The organism is Salipiger pentaromativorans (assembly GCF_024721115.1).
Lineage (GTDB): Bacteria > Pseudomonadota > Alphaproteobacteria > Rhodobacterales > Rhodobacteraceae > Salipiger > Salipiger pentaromativorans.
Map to the genome: position 1 here is coordinate 423,809 of NZ_JAMDHK010000002.1, position 19,058 is coordinate 442,866.

Sequence of the window (19,058 nt, forward strand, 5' to 3'; positions counted from 1 at the left end):
TGCTTTCATCTTTCCGATAAATACGCACCTCACGACGCTGGGGGCCCCGCGAGAGCGCTGGACAAAGGTAGGGCACTCTTGGCCCGGCGGTGCGGCGGCCCCATATTGCGGATATGCTGAAGTTCACACCGATCCTGCTGGCCCTGCTCTACGCGCTTGCGATGTATCGCTTTTCCACCTGGCGCACCGCGCGCGAGCTGGACGCGAATTCGACCGAGCTGGCCGATGCGCGGCTCAAGGCGCTCACCGACAGGATGGCGCAGGCGCTCGATCTGCCGCGGATCAAGGTGCATATCTACGAGATCGAGCCGGTGAACGGGCTGGCGGCGCCGGACGGGCGGATCTTCATCACCCGGGGCTTCTACAACCGCTACCGCGCGGGCGAGGTCACGGCGGAGGAGATGGCAAGCGTCATCGCTCATGAGCTGGGCCATGTGGCGCTGGGGCATGCGCGCCGCCGGATGATCGACTTTTCCGGACAGAACGCGCTGCGCACCGCGCTGGCCATGGTGCTGTCGCGGTTTCTGCCGGGGATCGGGCCGTGGATCGCCAATACGCTGATGTCGCTGCTGGCGGCACGGTTGTCGCGGAGCGACGAATACGAGGCCGATGCCTATGCCGCCGCCCTGCTGCACAAATCAGGCATCGGCGTGGGGCCGCAGAAAGCGCTTTTCTCCAAGCTGGAGGCGCTGACCGCCAACCGTGGCGGTGCAATGCCGGCCTGGCTTCTGTCGCATCCCAAGACGCAGGAGCGCATCGCGGCGCTGGAGGCGCTCGAGGCGCGATGGTCGGCCAGGCCGGGCGGCTGAGCCCCGCATCTCCTAGGCGGTCTTTGCCGTTCCGACAGTCCCCTCTCTCTAGGTCGATGGAAACGATGTGTTTCCGCCGTGCCGGGATATTTCATGTCTAAAATGCGCCTCTTGCGTGCTATTTGCGTCACATTGTGGCGTTGACGCGACGGTATCCACGGTCCTTGCGGCCCAGACAAATCGGAAGAATTCCGTTCAATAAGAAGGGGAAGCTATGCCTGACTATTCGAAGATTTTTACCTATGAGGTGGACGGTCTGTCCTACACGGTCTCGCTCTATGAGCAGGACGGCGCTTTTCTGGCGGATATCTCCGTTCTCGAAGGCGGCATGGATGTGAACGCGCTCTATTTCGGGGATGACGATTTCTCTGGCGAGAGCGTCTCTCTGGAGGGTCCGCTCAACATGAACGGCGCCCAGCTCGATGGCGAGGATATCCAGTGGGACGACGCCGAGGCGCTCAGCGACCCGGGGCTCGGGCCGGAGGGCGAGGACAAGGAAACCTATATTTCCGCAGGCGACACGCTGACTGTCGAGCTCGATGTCGAAAGCCTCGACGAGATCGACGTGTTCGGCATCCGCGCGACCTCGACCAGCACCGAGTCGGGGTCGATCAAGGCGGTCTCGGACGATCCGGAGGAGCCCGAAGAGCCCGAGGATCCCGAAGAGCCGACCTTCGAGAAGGTGTTGTTCGGCACCGATGTCTCGGAAAGCGGCGAGGTTTTCGACGGGGTATTCGTGGTCGACGAACCGCGCGAGGGCTATGACTATTCTCTGCCCGAGGGCGAGGAGCCGACCTTCGAGAATTTTCTCAGCTATTACGAGACTGAGGTCGAAGGTTACGACATCCCCTCGCTCGACTCGATCATCTTCTATTCCTTCCACGAGGACGGCTATCCGGTCGAGATGTTCCGCATCGACGCGCCCGAAGGCGGGTTCCAGACGGCCGATGAGGTGCTCGACGCCTATGATGCCGCCATCGAGGCGGGGGCGCTCGACCCCGAGGAGGCCGCCAGCGGCGACCTGATCGCCGCGCTAAGCCTCGGTGAAGAGGACGACATGCCGGAAGACGGCATCGAAGACGGCGGCGAGATCGCAGACGACCTCGAAATGATCTGACGCTCTGGACGGGCGCTACGGCGCCCGTCCCTCTCTCTCCCGCGGGCCGGAGATGGCACGGACCCGAGGCGGGACCGATAGCGCGGCGTCGCGCGGTGGTCGCTCTGCAAGCGCAGCGACCCCTTCCTTTTCAGTCGGGCGGTTCGGTGCCTGTCTCAGAGATCGAGCAACCATTTGATGCGACCGCGCTTGTCGGTGTCGCTGCGGTCGCCGTAGAGGATCGCGCGCAGCCGGCTGTTTAGCATCTCCGGGATGGTGGCGGGGTCGAGTCCGGGCACCAGAAACATCAGCTTCTGCTGCTCGCCATAGGTCAGCGGAACCGGTTGTCCGAAGCTGAACGGAAGGTCGCGCGTATCGACCTGCGATCCATCGGCCGCGGGCGCCGCAGTGGGCAGCCAAAGGGCGGACAGGACCGCGAAACAGAGTGCGCCGGAGATCTTTGCCGGAAAACGCTTTGGCATCGGGCAGGCCTTTCTCATTCGTTAAAGATAATCTTTCTATATGTATAACCTGTCAGTCCTGCGTCACAAGCCTTTGACCTTGCTGCGGGACGCGGGTTTCTGCCGGAAGCGCCCCCCATCTTGACACCCCCTTCCCCGCGCGCCACAAGGCGGCACCGAAATAGAACCCGCAACCGGGCGTTCCGTGGGCGCCAAACCGACGAGGAGAGCCAGACATATGGCCCAAATCTCTCTTACCTTTCCCGATGGCAATGCGCGTGAATTCGACACGGGTGTGACCCCTGCCGAGGTCGCCGCGTCGATCTCGAAATCGCTCGGCAAAAAGGCCATCTCGGCCATGGTCGACGGTCAGCACTGGGATCTGCAATGGCCGATCGAGGCCGATGCGCAGATCGCCATCAACACGATGCAGGACGAAGCCCCCGCGCTGGAGCTGATCCGGCACGACCTCGCCCATGTGATGGCCCGCGCCGTGCAGGAGATCTGGCCCGCCACCAAGGTCACCATCGGCCCTGTGACGGAACACGGCTGGTTCTACGATTTCGACCGTGCCGAGCCCTTCACGCCGGAGGATCTGGGTCAGATCGAGGCGAAGATGAAGGAGATCATCAACGCCCGCGAGCCCATCACCACCGAGATCTGGGAGCGCGACCGCGCCCGCAGCTTCTATGAAGAGAATGGCGAGCCCTACAAGGTCGAGCTGGTGGACCGCATCCCCGAGGACGCGGCGATCCGCATGTACTGGCATGGCGGCTGGCAGGATCTCTGCCGTGGCCCGCATCTCCAGCATACCGGCCAGCTTCCGGCGGATGCGTTCAAGCTCATGGGCGTCTCCGGCGCCTACTGGTTCGGCGATGTGAACCGGCCGATGCTTCAGCGTGTCTCGGGCGTGGCCTTCCGCAACCGCGACGATCTGAAAAAATACCTCAATTTCCTCGAGGAAGCCGCCAAGCGCGATCACCGCCGGCTCGGCCGCGAGATGGATCTCTTCCACATGCAGGAAGAGGCGCCCGGCCAGGTGTTCTGGCACCCGAACGGCTGGACGATCTACACCACGCTGCAAGACTATATGCGCCGCCAGCAGCAGCGCGGCGGCTATGTCGAGGTGAACACGCCGCAGGTCGTCGACCGCAAGCTGTGGGAGAAATCCGGCCACTGGGAGAAATACCAGGAGAACATGTTCATCGTCGAGGTGGACGAGGAACATGCGCGCGAGAAATCGGTGAACGCGCTGAAGCCGATGAACTGCCCCTGCCATGTGCAGATCTTCAACCAGGGGCTCAAGAGCTATCGCGACCTGCCGCTGCGCATGGCCGAATTCGGCTCGTGCAACCGCTACGAGCCCTCGGGCGCGCTGCACGGGATCATGCGGGTGCGCGGCTTTACCCAGGACGATGCGCATATCTTCTGCACCGAGGCGCAGATCGCTGAAGAGACCGAGAAATTCATCGGCTTCCTTGCCGGCATCTATCGCGACCTCGGTTTCCCGAGCTACAAGATCAAGTTCTCCGACCGGCCCGACACCCGTGCCGGCTCGGACGAGGTCTGGGATCGCGCCGAAACCGCGCTGATGGATGCCACGCGCGCGGTCACCAACGATGTGGAGCTGAACCCGGGCGAAGGCGCCTTCTACGGGCCCAAGCTGGAATTCGTGCTGACCGACGCCATCGGGCGCGACTGGCAATGCGGCACGCTTCAGGTGGATTTCGTGCTGCCCGAACGGCTGGATGCGACCTATGTGGGCGCGGATGGCGAAAAACACCGTCCGGTCATGCTGCACCGTGCGACGCTGGGCTCCTTCGAGCGCTTCATCGGCATTCTGATCGAGGAACATGCCGGCAAGCTGCCGTTCTGGCTGGCGCCGCGTCAGGTGGTGGTGGCCTCGATCACCTCGGAGGCGGACGCCTATGTCTATGAGGTCGTGCAGACGCTGACCGCGGCGGGCGTGCGGGCCGAGGCCGATACGCGCAACGAAAAGATCAACTACAAGGTGCGCGAACATTCGGTGGGCAAGGTGCCGGTGATCCTCGCCGTGGGCCATCGCGAGGTCGAGGAGCGGACCGTCACCGTCCGCCGTCTGGGCGAGAAGCAGACCCAGGTCTGCGCGCTTGCCGAAATCGCCGAGGAGCTGGGCGTCGCGGCCACGCCGCCGGATCTGCGCGGCTGATCCAGCCTGCCTGTAACAATTCTCACGCCCGGCCCCCGCAGTCTCTGCGGGGGCCGGTTGCGTTGTAACATCTGCACTTCCGGATCGCGCATGACGCGGCGGAATGTTGCAGGTTCTTCGAAAAACCAATTCTTCCCAAAGAGATATGCAGCTTTCCCACTGACGGGACGCTGACGGCGCCTGACACACGCGTGAGCAACGGCGCCGTGAGTGGCCCGTGGCGGATTGTCGCGGCAGGCTTTGAGAGCCCGAGGGAGATCCCCGCCGGGCTGTCAACGGGACATTCACATAAGGGAAGTATGACAATGTCGAACACCGTGAAATCCGCCGCCCTGATGGGCGCCGTCGCCGCCGCTCTGACGCTGAGCGCCCCCATGGCGCAGGCGCAGGAGAAGGAGAAATGCTTCGGTGTGGCGCTGGCCGGTCAGAACGACTGCGCCGCCGGCCCCGGCACCACCTGCGCCGGCACCTCCAAGGTCGATTATCAGGGCAATGCCTGGTCGCTGGTCGATGCCGGCACCTGCATGGAGATCGACCTGCCCGCCATGGCCGACGGGTCGGCGCGCATGGGCGCGCTCGAAGCGCTCGACCGCGATCTGCCGCAATCGTGACCCTGCTGCCGGGGCGGGCGCCGCGCCCGCCCCGCGCACCCTGTTCTCCGGAGCCCGCCCATGCCCCCGTCCCCCGCCCGCCACACCGCCCTGCCCGCCGCCCCCGGCGTCGGCTACAAGCCGCAGCATTACGCGCAGATCCTCGACACCCCCGGCCCCGTGCGCTGGCTCGAGATCCACGCCGAGAACTACATGGGCGACGGTGGCCGCCCGCTGGCGCAGCTCCGCGCGCTGGCCGAACGGTTTCCGATCTCGGTGCATGGGGTGGGCCTGTCGATCGGCGGCGAGGCCCCGCTCGACGCGGCGCATCTCGCGCGGCTGGAACATCTTCTGGGCTGGCTCGCCCCGGCGCGGTTTTCCGAACATCTCGCCTGGTCGACCCATGACGGCGCCTTTTTGAACGATCTGCTGCCGCTGCCCTATACCGATGCCACCCTGACGCGCGTGGTGGACCATATCGACCGGGTGCAGGAGGTGCTGGGACGGCAGATGCTGCTGGAAAATCCGTCCTCCTATCTGGCCTTCGCCGAAAGCACCTGGGACGAGCCGGCCTTCCTTCAGGAAATCGCCCGCCGCAGCGGCTGCGGGCTGCTGCTCGACGTGAACAATGTCTTTGTCTCGGCGGTCAATCTGGGCTTCACCCCGCAAAGCTATATCGACGCCTTTCCGCTCGATCTGGTGGAAGAGCTCCATATCGGCGGCCACGACACCGACGAAGACGACCACGGCGCGCCGCTGCTGATCGACAGCCACGGGCGCGCCGTTGCCGATCCGGTCTGGGCGCTGCTCGATCACACGCTCGCCCGCTCCGGGCCGAAACCGGTGCTGATCGAATGGGACACCGACGTGCCCGACTGGCCGGTTCTGGCCGAGGAAGCCCGCAGGGCCGAGGAGGCGCTCGCCCGCCCGAGGCTCGCCGCATGACCCAGAGAGCCTTTCATCAGGCGCTGCTCGACGCCAGGCGCCCGGTCCCGCCGGCCCTCACCGATGGCGCCGGCCGGCCCGCCGGGCGGCGCTACGCGGTCTATCGCAACAATGTCGCCGTCTCGCTAACCGAGGCGCTGGCCAGCGGCTTTCCCGCCTGCGCGGCGCTGCTGGGCGAGGCCAATTTCGCCCGGGTCGCCGGGCGCTTCCTGCGCCAGCATCCGCCCGCCACGCCCGTGATCCTGCATTACGGCGCGCAGTTCCCCGCCTTTCTCGACGGGCTCGACGGTCTCGCCCGCCTGCCCTTCCTCGCCGATGTCGCCCGGCTCGAACTGGCCCTGCGCCGCGCCTATCACGCCGCCGATGCCCCGCCCGTCGCACCCGAAGCGCTGGCGGCACTCTCCGCGCCCGCGCTCTCGGCGGCCCGGCTGCGGCTGGCCCCGGCGGTGCAGCTCGTGCGCGCGCCCTGGCCCATCGCCGAGATCCGCGCCTATGCGCTGGGTCAGACCGCCCGGAAACCGCAGGGCGGCGCGCAGGAGGTGATCGTCCTGCGCCCGGGCTACGATCCAGCCGCCCATGTGCTGCCCGCGCGGGGCCATGTCTTCGTCTCGGCCCTGCAAGCCGGCATGGCGCTGGCCTCGGCCAGCCTTCAGGGCGGCCCCGGCTTCGATCCCACGGACACGCTGGCGCTGCTGCTCGCGCATGGCGCCATCACCCGCATCGACACAGGAGAGCCCGCATGATCCCGCTGCTCCGCCTCTACGACCGCGCGGTCGGCACGCTCGAGCGCCGCACCTCCGGCGCGCTGCCGCTGCTGGCCCGGTTCGGCTTCGCCGCCACCCTGCTCGTCTATTTCTGGGCCTCCGCCCGCACCAAGCTGGGGCCGGGGCTGGCCGGGGTGCTGACGCCCTCGTCCGGCGCCTATGCCCAGATCTTCCCGCGCCAGTTCGAAGCGGTGGGCTATGACGCCGGCCAGCTCGGCGCCCTGCACTGGGCGGTGACGGTGGCCGGCACCTGGGCGGAATTCCTGCTGCCGCTGCTGATCGTGCTTGGCCTTTTCACCCGCGTCGCGGCGCTGGGGATGATCGGCTTTGTCGCCTTGCAGAGCCTGACCGATCTCTACGGCCATGGCGGCATCGCGCATGCCGAAACCCTGGGAGCCTGGTTCGACCGGGCCCCCGATGCGGCGATCCTCGATCAGCGCCTGTTCTGGATGCTGATCCTGCTCACCCTCGTGCTGAAGGGCGGCGGCTGGCTCTCGCTCGACCAGGTGCTGACACGGCGCCTGACGCACAGGCCGGGCGCCTGACGCCCGCTTCAGGCCGCCGCGCCCAGGGCCGCCTGGGTGGCCTTGTCCCAGCCCAGATACAGCGCGTCGCCCTCGGCGATCAGCGGTCGTTTCATCAGTGTCGGCTGCTGCGCCAGAAGCTCCAGCGGCGGGCGCGCCCGCTCCTCTTCGGACAGTCCGCGCCAGGTGGTCGAGCGCGTATTGACCAGCTTTTCGCCAAACCGCGCATAGGCCGCCGCCAGAAGATCGGCCGGTACGCCCTCGGTCCGGACGTCCACAAATGCCGCCTGCGGCAATGCCTTCAGCGCCTTTCGGCAGGTGTCGCAGTTTTTCAGCCCATAAAGAACCATCTCGCCCTCTCCTTCGCCTCGCCCGCACAATTTATCGCCGATTGCTGCAAGAGCGAAGCGTTTCGCTTGATTTTTACATCACCTGTGCAACCCTTTCCGGGTGACCTTCGACGATCAGCCACGGAAGACCAGTGCTCGTGCTGACTTTCCCTGAAAGGCGAATGTGACGACGGGGCGCCCGGCTTGGCCGGGCTAAACATTAGGAAAGACTGGAAGGAGCACGGGAAGATGCCGAACGGCACCGTGAAATGGTTCAATACCACCAAAGGCTACGGCTTCATCGCGCCCGAAGAGGGCGGCAAGGACGTCTTCGTTCATATCTCGGCGGTGGAGCGCTCCGGGCTGACAGGTCTCGCCGACAACCAGAAGGTGAGCTACGAGCTCAAGGAAGGCCGTGACGGACGGATGATGGCCTCCGATCTCAAGACCCTCTGAAACAAACCGATTTTCCCGCTTCGGCCCGGCAAGGGGCCGGGGTCAGGCGCGGCGCGGAGCCGGGGCCCGTCGCGCCTATCGGGACTGCAACCGCCGTGCCTCCTGCCCGGCGAGCCGAATCAGATCCTGCATGTAAGGCTTTTCAAGGTCTTCGCTGCGCGTCGCTGCGTATAGGCTGCGGGTCAGCCCGTGTTCGGTCAGCGGGCGCGTGACATAGTCGGAATTGTATTTCACCTCGCGGACCACCCAGTCAGGCAGGACAGAGATACCGCGATTCGATGCCACCAGCAGCAGGATCACCGCCGTCAGCTCCACCTGCCGAATCGCGGATGGCTCAACCCTGGCGGGAGTGAGGAGCTGTGAGAACACATCCAGCCGCGAGCGCTCCACCGGATAGGTGATCAATGTCTCGCCACGGAAATCCTCGGCCTCGACCCAGGGTTTCGCCGCCAGCGGATGCGCCGCGGCGGCCACGAAGACCGGGCTGTAGTCGAAGAGCTGGGTAAAGGTGACGCCCGGCAGATCCTCGGGATCGGAGGAGATCACCACATCCACATCCTCCTTCTGCAAGGCCGGCAGCGCGTCGAAGGCAAGCCCCGGGCGGATGTCCACATCCACATCGGGCCAGCTTTTGCGGAACGCCTCCAGCACCGGGAACAGCCATTCGAAACAGGCGTGGCATTCGATGGCGATATGCAGCCGCCCCGACCGCCCGGCGCGCAGCGAGGCGAATTCCGCCTGCGCCGCCTCGACCTGCGGCAAGACCTGCTCGGCCAGCCGCAAGAGCCGCAGCCCCGCCACCGAAAGCCGCATCGGTTTCGACCGCCGCACAAACAGCTCGATCCCGGCCTGATCCTCCAGCCCCTTGATCTGATGGGACAAAGCCGATTGCGTGATATTGAGCTGATCCGCCGCGCGGGCCAGACCGCCGGCTTCGTGGATGGCCTTGATGGTGCGCAGATGACGAAGCTCGATGTGCATCCTATAGTTTCACTCATGTTGTTCTTGAGATTTATGAGTTTGTCTCACAATGCCCTTTGTGCCACAAGAGCCTCCGACACCAAGAGGACCCCCGGCCATGAAACGCCCCGAGATCTCGTTCGAATTCTTCCCGCCCCGCAACATCGAGGCGACCTTCCGCCTTTGGGACACGGTGCAGGCGCTGGCGCCGCTCGGCCCGCGCTTTGTCTCGGTGACCTATGGCGCCGGCGGCACGACCCGCGAGCTGACCCGTGATGTGGTGGCGACGCTGCACAAGCATTCCGGCCTGAAGGTCGCCGCACATCTGACCTGTGTGGACGCCACCAAGGCCGAGACCCTGGCGATTGCCGAGCAGTTCCATGCCGCCGGTGTGCGCGACATCGTCGCCCTGCGGGGCGACCCGCCCAAGGGCGCCGACGGGTTCACCCCGCATGAAGAGGGCTTTGCCAGCTCGGTCGAGCTGATCGAGGCGCTGCGCAATACCGGCGATTTCAACATCCGCGTCGGCGCCTATCCCGATGTGCATCCCGAGGCGGCCTCGGGTCAGGCCGATATCGAGTTCCTCAAGCGCAAGTTCGATGCGGGCGCCTCCGAGGCGCTGACGCAATTCTTCTTCGAGGCCGAGACCTTCTTCCGCTTCCGCGACGCTTGCGAGAAGGCGGGCATCGACAAGCCGATCGTGCCGGGCATCCTGCCGATCGAGAACTGGAAGGGCGCACGCCGCTTTGCCGAGAACTGCGGCACCAAGATCCCCGGCTGGGTGATCGAGGCTTTCGACCGCGCCGAGCGCGACGGGCGGCAGGATCTGCTGGCCACGGCGATCTGCACCGAGCTCTGCTCGGAGCTGATCGAGGGCGGCGTGGACAAGCTGCATTTCTACACGCTGAACCGGCCCGAACTGACCCGCGATGTGTGCTTTGCGCTGGGGGTTGCGCCCGAGGTGAAGCTGGAGCACGTCGCCTGAGCACTCTTGCGTGCGGTGGGCAGATTGCCCACCCTACAGCGCCACGCTGGGAGAGCCGCGCCATCGCCGGCCCGCGGGTTGGCGATCTTCCCGCAGAACCTCTCGATTTATCCCAGCCAAGCCCGAAAGACCTCGACACGCGGCACTGACGTCACCAAATCGCCAGCCCGGGGGGCGGGCCGGCGATGGCGCGGCGGCCTGCGGCCTTGTTCCGCGCCTAGGCCCGCTCAAGTGTAAGGTGGGCAATCTGCCCACCATCCCGCCCAATTTCGCGCCTCTCTCTGCCCGGTGCGCCAAACTGCCCCTGCGCCACCCGCAAAGAATGTCCCGCCCGCGCTTCCCTCTCTGCCGCCGATGCGGTTACTGTGCCCGAAAACGGCGAGGGAACAGCAGCGCGTGCGGCTCATCGTATTCACGGATCTGGACGGCACCCTGCTGGACCATTCCGACTACAGCTATGATCCGGCCCGCCCCGCGCTGGCGGCGCTGAAGGCGCGCGGCATCCCGCTGATCCTCGCCAGCTCCAAGACCGCCGCCGAAATCCTACCTCTGCATCAAGAGCTTGGTCTGGGCGATGCGCCGATGATCGTTGAGAACGGTGCCGAACGTGTGAGCCCCGGCGCGGCAGCCACCGACCGCACAGCCTATGACCGGCTGCGCGGCATCCTCGATACGCTGCCCGAGGATCTGCGCGCGCCCTTTCGCGGCTTTGGCGACATGAGCACTGCCGAGGTGGCCGAAATCACCGGCCTGCCCCCCGCCTCCGCCGCCCTCGCCCGGCAGCGCAACTTCTCGGAGCCGGGTCTCTGGCAGGGCACGGACGCGCAGCGCGACGCCTTCCTCGCGGCGCTGGCCGCGCAGGGTGTCTTGGCCCGCAGCGGTGGCCGCTTCCTGACCCTGTCCTTCGGCGGCACGAAGGCGCAGCAGATGGCGGGCATCATGGCCGATCTCGGCGCCGACACCGCCATCGCCCTGGGCGATGCGCCCAACGATGTGGAAATGCTGGAAAGCGCCGATTACGGCGTCATCCTGCGCAACGATCACGGCAAGGGCATCCCCGCCCTGCCCGGTGAGGACAGCGGGCGCATCGCGCGCACGACCGAGCCCGGCCCCAAAGGCTGGAATATTGCGGTCCTCGCCCTTCTCGACAGGCTCGGACGGAACGGGAGAGCAGAGTAAATGGCCGATTTTCATCAGAACGGCAATATCGCGCAATTTCACAACCTCCGCTCGCGTCCGATCGAAGAGCTGATCTACGAGCTGGAGACCTTTTCGCAGAGCCGCAAGATCTCGCTGATCCTGCCCTCGCTCTATTCCGAGCTCGAGGGCGACGCGCTGCCAAACATCCTGGCCGAGCTGAGCAAGGTCACCTATCTGCACCGCATCATCATCGGGCTCGACCGTGCCGACGAGGCGCAGTTCCGCCACGCCCGGCAGTTCTTTTCCGTGCTGCCGCAGCAGACCACGGTGATCTGGAACGACAGCCCCCGGATGCGCGCCATCATGGGGCGGCTCGATGCGCTGGGGCTCGCGCCGCAGGAACCGGGCAAAGGCAAGAATGTCTGGGGCTGCATGGGCTATCTGATCTCCTGCGCCGACAGCGCGGTGATGGCGATCCACGATTGCGACATTGTCACCTACAAGCGCGAGATGCTCGACCGGCTGGTCTATCCGGTGGCCAACCCGACCTTTTCCTACCAGCTTTCCAAGGGCTTTTACCCCCGCGTGGGTCAGGGCCGGCTGAACGGGCGGGTCACGCGGCTGCTGGTCTCGCCGCTGCTGATCGCGCTGAAACGCACCATCGGCGACCGCGATTACATCGACTATCTGCGCAGCTTCCGCTATCCGCTCTCGGGCGAGATGGCGCTGCGCACCGGGCTTCTGCCCGATCTGCGCATCCCCTCCGACTGGGGGCTGGAAATCGGCGTGCTGTCGGAAGCCTGGCGCAACCTCGGCCCGCGCCAAGTCTGTCAGGTGGAGATCGCCGACAGCTACGATCACAAGCATCAGGATCTGTCCGCCGAGGACAGCTCCAAGGGGCTGTCGCGCATGTCCACCGACATCTGCAAGGCGATCTACCGCAAGCTCGCCGCCGACGGGACGGTGTTCACCCCGCATGTGTTCCGCACGCTGAAGGCGACCTATTACCGCTCGGCGCTGGATCTGCTCGAAGCCTATTGGGCGGATGCGAAGATGAACGGGCTCTCCATCGACCGCCATGCCGAGGAGCGCAGCATCGAGATGTTCGGCGAAAACATCACGCTGGCCGGGCAGATGTTCATCGAGAACCCGCAGGAAACCCCCTTTATCCCGACATGGAACCGGGTGCATTCCGCCGACCCGACGCTGCTGGCCGATTTCCGCGCGGCGGTGGCGGCGGATGAGGCCGAATTCGGCTGACCGGGCCGGTTTATGCCGGTGTTAGCGCCCTACAAGCGGCGGGCAGGTTGTGATAGAGCGGTGCCAGGCACCCCCATTCGAAAGGCCAAGGAATGATGACTCCCGCTGATGCCAGCCTCGAAGCCGAAAAGCTCTGCCGTCTTGCCCCGGTGATCCCGGTTCTGGTGATCGACGAGGTCGCGCAGGCGCGTCCGCTGGCCGAAGCGCTGGTGCGCGGCGGTCTGCCGGCGCTGGAGGTCACCCTGCGCACGCCCGCCGCGCTCGAGGCCATCGCCGAGATGGCGGCCGTGCCCGGCGGCGTGGTCGGCGCGGGCACGCTGATCACCCCCGAGGATGTCGCGGCGGCGGTCGAGGCCGGGGCGAAATTCGGCGTCTCTCCGGGGGCGACGGACCGGCTGCTCGATGCCTGCGCAGAGGCCGGGCTGCCGCTGCTGCCCGGCGCCGCCACCGCGACCGAGGCGATGGCGCTGCTCGAGCGGGGCTATACCGTCCAGAAGTTCTTTCCCGCCGAAGCCTCGGGCGGGGCGTCGGCGCTCAAGGCCATCGGCGCCCCGCTGCCGCAGATCCGCTTTTGTCCCACCGGCGGGGTGAGCCTCGGGAACGCGCCCGAGTATCTGGGCCTGTCCAATGTGCTGTGCTGCGGCGGAAGCTGGGTGGCCCCCAAGGACAAGCTGGCCGCCGGGGACTGGGCCGGGATCACCGCGCTGGCATCCGAGGCTGCGGCCCTGCCCCGAGGCTGAGGACCTAGCCGATCAGCCCGCCGCCCGGCGCGACGGTATCGTCATAATAGCGGCGCAGCCGCTGTAGCGCGATGCGCAGCACGACCTTGCCCGAACGCGCGGCCCAGCCCATGCGCCGTTCGGTGTTTTCCAGCCCTTCCATGTAGCAGCAGCATTGCAGCGCCACATCGCCCAGCCCCGGCCCCAGATCGCGCAGCGCCGCGATAAAGCGCTCGCGTGCCGCGCCGGGACCCTGCGCAAACCCCTGCCCGCCCGCGCTGTCGATGCCGCCGGTCAGGAACTGATCCCAGTTCTGCGTTACCCGCGGCCCCATCTGCGCCAGTTCGAAATCCTCGCGCAGCCGTTCGCCCGCGCGCACCAGATCGTCGGAGAGGAATGGCGCGCCGTTGCGGTCGCGGCGGCGCGCCAGCAGCACCAGCGGGCTTTCGGTCATCAGATGGCGCCGCCGGGTCTGCGGATCGGCGGCGGCGGCATCCATCGCCGCTTCGGCCTCGGCCGCCGACCCGAAGCCGGTCTGCGCCTCGGCGAAGCCGCGCAGCTTGCTTTCCTGCTCGGCCAGCAGCTTGCTCAGCGCACCGCGCCCGGCAGCCGTGATGCGGTAGCGCGAAATGCGCCCGGGCGCCTCGCAGGCGATCCAGCCCTTCAGCGCCATCGCCTGGGCCACCGGCGCATCCACCACCGCGGTGCGGGTCGAGCCGCCGTCGCCGGTGTCGCGCACGACCACCGCCTTGTCCATTTCCGCAGCCACCGCCAGCACCGCGCCGCTTTCGCACAGGCGCCGCAGCACCCGCCGCGCCTCGCGCGCCAGCATCGCGGCGTCCGGCGTGATCTCATCCCGGAGAGGCTCTCTCATCCGCTCGAACTCCTTCTTGGTCTCAAGCTCCGCCGCCCGTGCCCGCAGCGCTCCCAGCCGCCGCAGCGCACCGTCCACCAGCGGATCGTCCCGCAGCGTCTCGATCCGGCGCACCTGGCGCAGAACCGTCGAGGCGTGACAGCCCGCCAGTCGCGCCAGCTTTCGGATCGCCTCCCCGCCTTCGGTATGGGCCAGATAGTGCTTCGCATCCTCCGGCACCCAGGCCGGCAAACGTTCGGCGACATTGGTGTCATAATGGCAGATCATCATTGCATGTCCCCTTGGTCAGTCATTTATCCACAGGGTTATCCCCAAGACCGACGCAACCTTGGCGTGTGCCAGTTACCTGTTCGTTAACACTCGATCAGGTTTCTTCAAATTATCCCCAATTTATAAACAATTCTGAACGAACCGTTCTCAGCGGGGCGGCTTGCCGCAACACCCCGTTCCGTCGTGCCACCATCGCCCCGCACTCACCAAATGGGGACCGGTTCGATGCAAGACATTCTCAGCCTTCTGGAAACTCTGCGCCGCCCGCGGCTGCTGATCCGCGCCGCGCGGATCGGGGCCGACGACTATCGCCGCGACACGCATCTGAGCCGCGTTCTGGGGCTCACCGCGCCGCAACGCAGCGGCCCAGCGATCCTGAAACTGATGGAGATCGAGGCGACGCTGGAGGCGCGCCGCCGTGCCGCCGATGGCGGCTATTCCATCGCGCGCCATGTCGAGGTGCTGGCCGCGATGATGGCCGAGGCCCGCCAGTTGCGCGAAAGCGCCTGAGCGGCGCGCGCCCTCCTACATGAAGCTGTCGGGCACCGCGGATTTCTTGCGTGCGACATACTCGGCCAGCGCCTCGGCGACCCCCTGGTCCATCGCGGGCTGCTCGTAGCTGTCGAGCAGCTTGCGCACCCGCGCCGAGGCCAGTTGCATCGTGTCGCGCGCGCCTTCCTCGCTCCAGGTCTCGAAGGGCTTGTAGTCGAGCAGCTCCGAGCGCCAGAACGCCTCCTTGAAATGCGCCTGGGTATGGGCGCAGCCAAGGTAATGGCCGCCCGGCCCCACCTCGCGCAGCGCGTCCAGCGCCTGGGCGCTTTCGTCCATCGCAACGCCTTCGGCCATCTTGTGCAGTGCGCCGAGCTGATCCGCGTCCATGACGAATTTCTCGTAAGAGGCCACCAGCCCGCCCTCGAGCCAGCCGCAGGCATGCAGCATGAAGTTGACCCCCGCCAGCAGACCGTTGTTGAGCGTGTTCGCGGTCTCATAGGCGGCCTGCGCGTCGGGCAGCTTCGACCCGCAGAACGACCCCGCCGAGCGGTAGGGCAGCCCCAGCCGCCGGGCGAGCTGCCCCGCGCCATAAGTGATCTGCGCCGCCTCGGGCGTGCCGAAGGTGGGCGCGCCCGAGTTCATGTCGATCGAGGTGACGAAGGCGCCGAAGATCACCGGCGCGCCCTTGCGGACAAGCTGGCTGTAGGCGACGCCCGCCAGCACCTCGGCCAGCACCTGGGTCAGCGTGCCCGCCACCGAAACCGGCGCCATGGCGCCGCCGACGATGAAGGGCGAGACGATACAGGCCTGGTTGTTGGCCGCATAGATCTCCAGCGCGCCCATCATCGTGTCGTCGAAGGTCAGCGGCGAGTTGATGTTGATGAGCGAGGTCATCACCGTGTTGGCCTGCACAAAGTCCTCGCCGAAGAGCAGGCCGCACATATCGACGCTGTCCTGCGCCCGGCTGGGTTCGGTGACCGATCCCATGAAGGGCTTGTCCGACAGCGTCATATGGGCAAGCAGCATGTCGAGATGGCGCTTGTTCACCGGGATGTCGGTGGGCTCGCAGACCGTGCCGCCGGAATGGTGCAACCAGCGCGACATCTGCCCCAGTTTCACGAAATTGCGGAAATCCTCCAGCGTGGCATAGCGGCGCCCCTTCTCGGCATCGTGCACGAAGGGCGGGCCGTAGACCGGCGCCAGCACCAGGTTGCGCCCGCCGATCACGACGTTTTTCTCGGGGTTGCGCGCAGCTTGGGTGAATTGCGACGGCGCCGAAGCGCAAAGCGCCCGCGCCAGACCGCGCGGAATGCGCACCCGCTCGCCCTCGACCTCGGCGCCGGCGGCTTTCCAGCGCGCCAGCGCGCCGGGGTTGTTGACGAAGTTGACGCCGATCTCTTCCAGCACCGTTTCGGCATTGTGCTCGATGATCTCCAACGCCTCGTCGTTCAGAAGCGCGAAATCCGGGATCTTGCGTTCGATGAAGCGCGCCGTCTCGACAACCGTCGACCCACGCGCTGCGCGCCGTGCCGCACCGCCCCCGCTTCTCGTCCGCTTGCGCGTCGTCGCGTCCGCCATGTCCTCTCCCCGCACGAATCCGGGCGCCCCTTGCGCCGCCGCCTGTGTCCTTTGTAACGCGCTTGGGCCCCGCCGCTTGGCGCGATTGCGGCGCATGACGGGGAAAAGCGACATTGCCCGCCGCGCGCGCCACGCTGGCGCTAACAAAAAGACGTGACACGAGACATTCCAGCCCCTTAATATAATGATTCTGGAATACCTGTATTTTCTGAAAGGCGGCCGGCCCCCGTCACGGGCCGCGAGGAGAGACAAAGAACCATCCCGCCGAGGGAGACGGCGGAACAGGGAGGGACACCCCAAATGAGTTTTGATTTCGCGCGCAGGCCGCTGGCCTGTGCGATGGTTTTCTGCACCCTTGGCGCAGGACCCGCGCTTGCCACCAACGGCTATATCGCCAATGGCTACGGCGGGGCCTCCAAGGGCATGGCCGGGGCCGGTGTGGCCGTGCCCTCGGGCGTTCTGGGCCTCGCGCAGAACCCGGCCATGGGGCACAAGGTGGGCAATCAGGCCGGCGTCTGCCTGACCAATTTCTGGCCCGACCGCGAGACCGAGATCGGCGCCGGCGGCCCGCTGACGCCGGGCACCCACAAAAGCCGCAACGACTATTTCCTCATTCCCTGCGGCGGCGCCAACTGGGTGCTGAACGACCGCTTCACCTTTGGCGCCTTCATGTTCGGCAATGGCGGCATGAACACCGAATACGGCACGAATTTCTTTGCCGGTCTCGGCGCTGGCTCGGCCCCGGTCGGGGTGAATCTGGAACAGGCCTTCATCAGCCTGAACCTGTCCTACAAGGCCACCGAGACGCTGACCCTGGGCATTTCGCCGGTCTTCGCCATCCAGCGCTTCAGCGCCACCGGGCTCGAAGCCTTTGGCGGCATGTCCATCGACCCCGCCCATGTCACCAATCAGGGCGACGACTGGTCGAACGGTCTGGGGGTCAATCTCGGCGTGCTCTGGGAACCGACGCCCGAACTGTCCTTCGGCGCCGCCTACCGGTCCAAGATCGACATGGGAGAGTTCGACAAATACGCGGGCCTCTTCGCCGAGGGCGGCGATTTCGACGTGCCCGCCGTCGCCACCATCGGCATGGCCTGGAAGCCGCAATCCATGCCGCAATGGACCTTCACCGGCGAATACCAGCGCATCTTTTACGGCGATGTCGCCTCGATCTCGAACCCCAACGCGCCGCCCCAGGGCCCGCTTGGCGCCGACAATGGCGTGGGCTTCGGCTGGAAGGACATGGATGTCTGGCGTCTGGCCGCGATCTACCGGCACAACGATCAATGGACCTTCCGCGGCGGCGTCAGCCATGCCAGCAAGTTCATCGACGACAGCTCGGCGGTGATCAATTCGCTGACCCCGGCCACGCCGCAATGGCATGCCTCGCTGGGCGCCTCCTACAAGATCAACGAGCGCTGGGGCATCACCGCCTCCTGGACCCATGCGTTCGATGCCGAGATCTCCGGCACCAACCCGGCACTGACCGGCGTGCCGCAGCCGGTCAAGATCCGCATGTCGCAGAACGAATTCGCCATCGGTGCCACCTATCGCTGGTAGGCCCCGCGCGACACCCGCCGGCACAATGCCCCCGCAGTCCCGCTGCGGGGGTTTTCGTCTTGTATCCCGGGGAAACTGAACGGCTTTTGAACCATCTCCGCCCCCATTGACCGCCGCTTAACCCCCGCCCCATAGCCTGAGCCCCGGGGCGGAGACCGGCACGGCAGGTCATGATCCGGAGGTGGCAAAGGTGGTATTCCTGGCAGACAGGCCCGCGCGCGATCCTGCGCGCGACTGGCAGGCCGACGCGATGGCGGAAGCGGAGAGCGAGGCAGAGACGCCCTTCGCCCCGAGTGCGGCCGAGATCGGCGCGGTGGCGCATCTCTACCGGGGCGAGATCTATCGCTGCACGGTCTGGCGCACCCGGCTCGACACCACCACCAACTGGGCGGTGGTGACGCTGGGCGTGGCGCTGTCGATTTCCTATGCCGCGCCCGATGCCTCGCCGCTGCCGCTGGTGCTGGTCGGCATCCTCAACCTGTTCTTCCTGACGCTGGAGGCGCGCCGCTACCGCTATTGCGACGCCTGGGGCACGCGGTTCCGGACGATGGAGCGGAATTTCTACGCCCCCATTCTCGACAACCGCGTCGCCGCGCCAGATCCCGGCTGGTCGCGGGATCTGGCGCGGGATTATCTGCGCCCCGCCTTCCGCATCGGCTATCTGCACGCGCTGGGGCGGCGCATCCGGCGGGGCTATCTCTGGATCATGTTCATCCAGAACATGGCCTTTCTGGGCAAGCTGGTGGTTCACCCACGGCCCGCCGCCTCGTGGCAGGATCTCTTCGACCGCGCCGCGGTCGGGGGTCTGCCCGGCTGGCTGATGTTCCTGGGCGCGGCGCTTTACATGACCAGCTTCTGCGCGCTTGCGGTCTGGAGCGGCCTGCGCGACCGCCGTCACCGGCGCCGGCACGACGTGCCCGCGCCGGATGCCGCCAACTAAGGCATGCAAGCCCGCCACGCCACAGGCCCAAAGCGTCTCCGGCGCTCAAAAGCCCCCTCCCTGCCGCGCCCCGCGATTTGACGCCGCCCAGGCCGCCATGCACTATGCTCCGGGGAGA

The 19,058-nt window shown here is 66.4% G+C and carries 20 protein-coding genes; 15 read left to right on the top strand and 5 right to left on the bottom strand.

Features of this window, described 5'->3' with window-relative positions:
- Positions 1-113 precede the first annotated feature (113 nt).
- A complete protein-coding gene (locus M4578_RS05205) occupies positions 114-809 on the top strand; it encodes a M48 family metalloprotease (RefSeq protein ID WP_258092381.1) in 696 nt (231 codons plus the stop codon).
- A gap of 214 nt (positions 810-1,023) precedes the next feature.
- Entirely contained in the window at positions 1,024-1,926 is a 903-nt protein-coding gene (locus M4578_RS05210) for a hypothetical protein (protein ID WP_258092382.1), read from the top strand.
- Between the two features lie 155 nt (positions 1,927-2,081).
- Here the strand turns inward: M4578_RS05210 and M4578_RS05215 are convergent, their stop codons facing one another.
- Positions 2,082-2,387 carry a hypothetical protein gene (locus tag M4578_RS05215; RefSeq protein WP_258092383.1) on the bottom strand — a complete coding sequence of 102 codons (306 nt, stop codon included), beginning with the start codon at positions 2,385-2,387 and terminating at the stop codon, positions 2,082-2,084.
- Between the two features lie 217 nt (positions 2,388-2,604).
- Between M4578_RS05215 and thrS the strand changes: the two genes are divergently transcribed.
- From thrS to M4578_RS05240, 5 genes are all read left to right on the top strand, one after another.
- The gene (gene thrS / locus M4578_RS05220; RefSeq protein WP_258092384.1) at positions 2,605-4,554 is read left to right on the top strand and encodes a threonine--tRNA ligase; all 1,950 of its coding nucleotides are present in this window, start codon (positions 2,605-2,607) and stop codon (positions 4,552-4,554) included.
- Positions 4,555-4,859: 305 nt separating this feature from the next.
- The gene (locus M4578_RS05225) at positions 4,860-5,165 is read left to right on the top strand and encodes a BufA1 family periplasmic bufferin-type metallophore (protein WP_258092385.1); all 306 of its coding nucleotides are present in this window, start codon (positions 4,860-4,862) and stop codon (positions 5,163-5,165) included.
- 60 nt (positions 5,166-5,225) lie between these two features.
- Positions 5,226-6,089 (top strand): MNIO family bufferin maturase, encoded by an 864-nt coding sequence (gene bufB, locus M4578_RS05230; protein WP_258092386.1) that lies wholly within the window; start codon positions 5,226-5,228, stop codon positions 6,087-6,089.
- Positions 6,086-6,832 (top strand): HvfC/BufC N-terminal domain-containing protein, encoded by a 747-nt coding sequence (locus M4578_RS05235; RefSeq protein WP_258092387.1) that lies wholly within the window; start codon positions 6,086-6,088, stop codon positions 6,830-6,832. Before bufB ends, M4578_RS05235 begins: the two co-directional genes overlap by 4 nt.
- The gene (locus tag M4578_RS05240) at positions 6,829-7,398 is read left to right on the top strand and encodes a DoxX family membrane protein (protein WP_258092388.1); all 570 of its coding nucleotides are present in this window, start codon (positions 6,829-6,831) and stop codon (positions 7,396-7,398) included. The genes M4578_RS05235 and M4578_RS05240 overlap by 4 nt, the downstream gene beginning before the upstream one ends.
- Positions 7,399-7,406: 8 nt before the next feature.
- Here M4578_RS05240 and M4578_RS05245 read toward each other — a convergent pair whose 3' ends face one another.
- Complete coding sequence (locus M4578_RS05245) at positions 7,407-7,727, bottom strand: ArsC/Spx/MgsR family protein (RefSeq protein WP_258092389.1); 321 nt, start codon at positions 7,725-7,727, stop codon at positions 7,407-7,409.
- Positions 7,728-7,955: 228 nt separating this feature from the next.
- Between M4578_RS05245 and M4578_RS05250 the strand changes: the two genes are divergently transcribed.
- A complete protein-coding gene (locus M4578_RS05250; protein ID WP_194135753.1) occupies positions 7,956-8,162 on the top strand; it encodes a cold-shock protein in 207 nt (68 codons plus the stop codon).
- Positions 8,163-8,237: 75 nt separating this feature from the next.
- Here the strand turns inward: M4578_RS05250 and M4578_RS05255 are convergent, their stop codons facing one another.
- Positions 8,238-9,143 carry a LysR family transcriptional regulator gene (locus M4578_RS05255; protein ID WP_258092390.1) on the bottom strand — a complete coding sequence of 302 codons (906 nt, stop codon included), beginning with the start codon at positions 9,141-9,143 and terminating at the stop codon, positions 8,238-8,240.
- Between the two features lie 97 nt (positions 9,144-9,240).
- Between M4578_RS05255 and metF the strand changes: the two genes are divergently transcribed.
- The 4 genes from metF to M4578_RS05275 all read left to right on the top strand — a co-directional run bounded on the left by metF (position 9,241) and on the right by M4578_RS05275 (position 13,247).
- A complete protein-coding gene (gene metF / locus M4578_RS05260) occupies positions 9,241-10,107 on the top strand; it encodes a methylenetetrahydrofolate reductase [NAD(P)H] (protein ID WP_258092391.1) in 867 nt (288 codons plus the stop codon).
- Positions 10,108-10,503: 396 nt separating this feature from the next.
- Positions 10,504-11,286 (top strand): HAD-IIB family hydrolase, encoded by a 783-nt coding sequence (locus M4578_RS05265; RefSeq protein WP_258092392.1) that lies wholly within the window; start codon positions 10,504-10,506, stop codon positions 11,284-11,286.
- Complete coding sequence (locus M4578_RS05270; RefSeq protein ID WP_258092393.1) at positions 11,287-12,507, top strand: glycosyltransferase family protein; 1,221 nt, start codon at positions 11,287-11,289, stop codon at positions 12,505-12,507. It begins immediately after the preceding gene.
- Positions 12,508-12,602: 95 nt separating this feature from the next.
- Positions 12,603-13,247, top strand: a complete 645-nt coding sequence (locus M4578_RS05275) for a bifunctional 4-hydroxy-2-oxoglutarate aldolase/2-dehydro-3-deoxy-phosphogluconate aldolase (RefSeq protein WP_258092544.1) — start codon at positions 12,603-12,605, stop codon at positions 13,245-13,247.
- Positions 13,248-13,251: 4 nt separating this feature from the next.
- Here the strand turns inward: M4578_RS05275 and M4578_RS05280 are convergent, their stop codons facing one another.
- Positions 13,252-14,370 carry a DUF6456 domain-containing protein gene (locus M4578_RS05280; RefSeq protein WP_258092394.1) on the bottom strand — a complete coding sequence of 373 codons (1,119 nt, stop codon included), beginning with the start codon at positions 14,368-14,370 and terminating at the stop codon, positions 13,252-13,254.
- A gap of 225 nt (positions 14,371-14,595) precedes the next feature.
- Here M4578_RS05280 and M4578_RS05285 point away from each other — a divergent pair, with 225 nt between their 5' ends.
- Positions 14,596-14,880, top strand: a complete 285-nt coding sequence (locus tag M4578_RS05285) for a DUF6477 family protein (RefSeq protein ID WP_258092395.1) — start codon at positions 14,596-14,598, stop codon at positions 14,878-14,880.
- 15 nt (positions 14,881-14,895) lie between these two features.
- Here the strand turns inward: M4578_RS05285 and M4578_RS05290 are convergent, their stop codons facing one another.
- Positions 14,896-16,440 carry a trimethylamine methyltransferase family protein gene (locus tag M4578_RS05290; RefSeq protein WP_258092396.1) on the bottom strand — a complete coding sequence of 515 codons (1,545 nt, stop codon included), beginning with the start codon at positions 16,438-16,440 and terminating at the stop codon, positions 14,896-14,898.
- Between the two features lie 300 nt (positions 16,441-16,740).
- Here M4578_RS05290 and M4578_RS05295 point away from each other — a divergent pair, with 300 nt between their 5' ends.
- Both M4578_RS05295 and M4578_RS05300 read left to right on the top strand, forming a co-directional pair.
- The gene (locus M4578_RS05295; protein WP_258092397.1) at positions 16,741-18,000 is read left to right on the top strand and encodes an OmpP1/FadL family transporter; all 1,260 of its coding nucleotides are present in this window, start codon (positions 16,741-16,743) and stop codon (positions 17,998-18,000) included.
- Positions 18,001-18,190: 190 nt separating this feature from the next.
- Positions 18,191-18,940, top strand: coding sequence for a DUF2270 domain-containing protein (locus tag M4578_RS05300; protein ID WP_258092398.1), 750 nt, complete (start codon positions 18,191-18,193; stop codon positions 18,938-18,940).
- The last annotated feature ends 118 nt before the right edge of the window (positions 18,941-19,058 follow it).

Excerpts from the sequence above, each read along its gene's own strand:
- M4578_RS05225 (WP_258092385.1), top strand. The coding sequence starts at position 4,860 with ATGTCGAACACCGTGAAATCCGCCGCCCTGATGGGCGCCGTCGCCGCC.
- M4578_RS05210 (WP_258092382.1), top strand. The coding sequence starts at position 1,024 with ATGCCTGACTATTCGAAGATTTTTACCTATGAGGTGGACGGTCTGTCC.
- M4578_RS05240 (WP_258092388.1), top strand. The coding sequence starts at position 6,829 with ATGATCCCGCTGCTCCGCCTCTACGACCGCGCGGTCGGCACGCTCGAG.
- thrS (WP_258092384.1), top strand. The coding sequence starts at position 2,605 with ATGGCCCAAATCTCTCTTACCTTTCCCGATGGCAATGCGCGTGAATTC.
- M4578_RS05290 (WP_258092396.1), bottom strand. The coding sequence starts at position 16,440 with ATGGCGGACGCGACGACGCGCAAGCGGACGAGAAGCGGGGGCGGTGCG.
- M4578_RS05245 (WP_258092389.1), bottom strand. The coding sequence starts at position 7,727 with ATGGTTCTTTATGGGCTGAAAAACTGCGACACCTGCCGAAAGGCGCTG.
- M4578_RS05205 (WP_258092381.1), top strand. The coding sequence starts at position 114 with ATGCTGAAGTTCACACCGATCCTGCTGGCCCTGCTCTACGCGCTTGCG.
- M4578_RS05215 (WP_258092383.1), bottom strand. The coding sequence starts at position 2,387 with ATGCCAAAGCGTTTTCCGGCAAAGATCTCCGGCGCACTCTGTTTCGCG.
- M4578_RS05255 (WP_258092390.1), bottom strand. The coding sequence starts at position 9,143 with ATGCACATCGAGCTTCGTCATCTGCGCACCATCAAGGCCATCCACGAA.
- M4578_RS05270 (WP_258092393.1), top strand. The coding sequence starts at position 11,287 with ATGGCCGATTTTCATCAGAACGGCAATATCGCGCAATTTCACAACCTC.
- M4578_RS05250 (WP_194135753.1), top strand. The coding sequence starts at position 7,956 with ATGCCGAACGGCACCGTGAAATGGTTCAATACCACCAAAGGCTACGGC.
- M4578_RS05235 (WP_258092387.1), top strand. The coding sequence starts at position 6,086 with ATGACCCAGAGAGCCTTTCATCAGGCGCTGCTCGACGCCAGGCGCCCG.
- metF (WP_258092391.1), top strand. The coding sequence starts at position 9,241 with ATGAAACGCCCCGAGATCTCGTTCGAATTCTTCCCGCCCCGCAACATC.
- M4578_RS05275 (WP_258092544.1), top strand. The coding sequence starts at position 12,603 with ATGACTCCCGCTGATGCCAGCCTCGAAGCCGAAAAGCTCTGCCGTCTT.
- M4578_RS05295 (WP_258092397.1), top strand. The coding sequence starts at position 16,741 with ATGAGTTTTGATTTCGCGCGCAGGCCGCTGGCCTGTGCGATGGTTTTC.
- M4578_RS05280 (WP_258092394.1), bottom strand. The coding sequence starts at position 14,370 with ATGATGATCTGCCATTATGACACCAATGTCGCCGAACGTTTGCCGGCC.
- bufB (WP_258092386.1), top strand. The coding sequence starts at position 5,226 with ATGCCCCCGTCCCCCGCCCGCCACACCGCCCTGCCCGCCGCCCCCGGC.
- M4578_RS05285 (WP_258092395.1), top strand. The coding sequence starts at position 14,596 with ATGCAAGACATTCTCAGCCTTCTGGAAACTCTGCGCCGCCCGCGGCTG.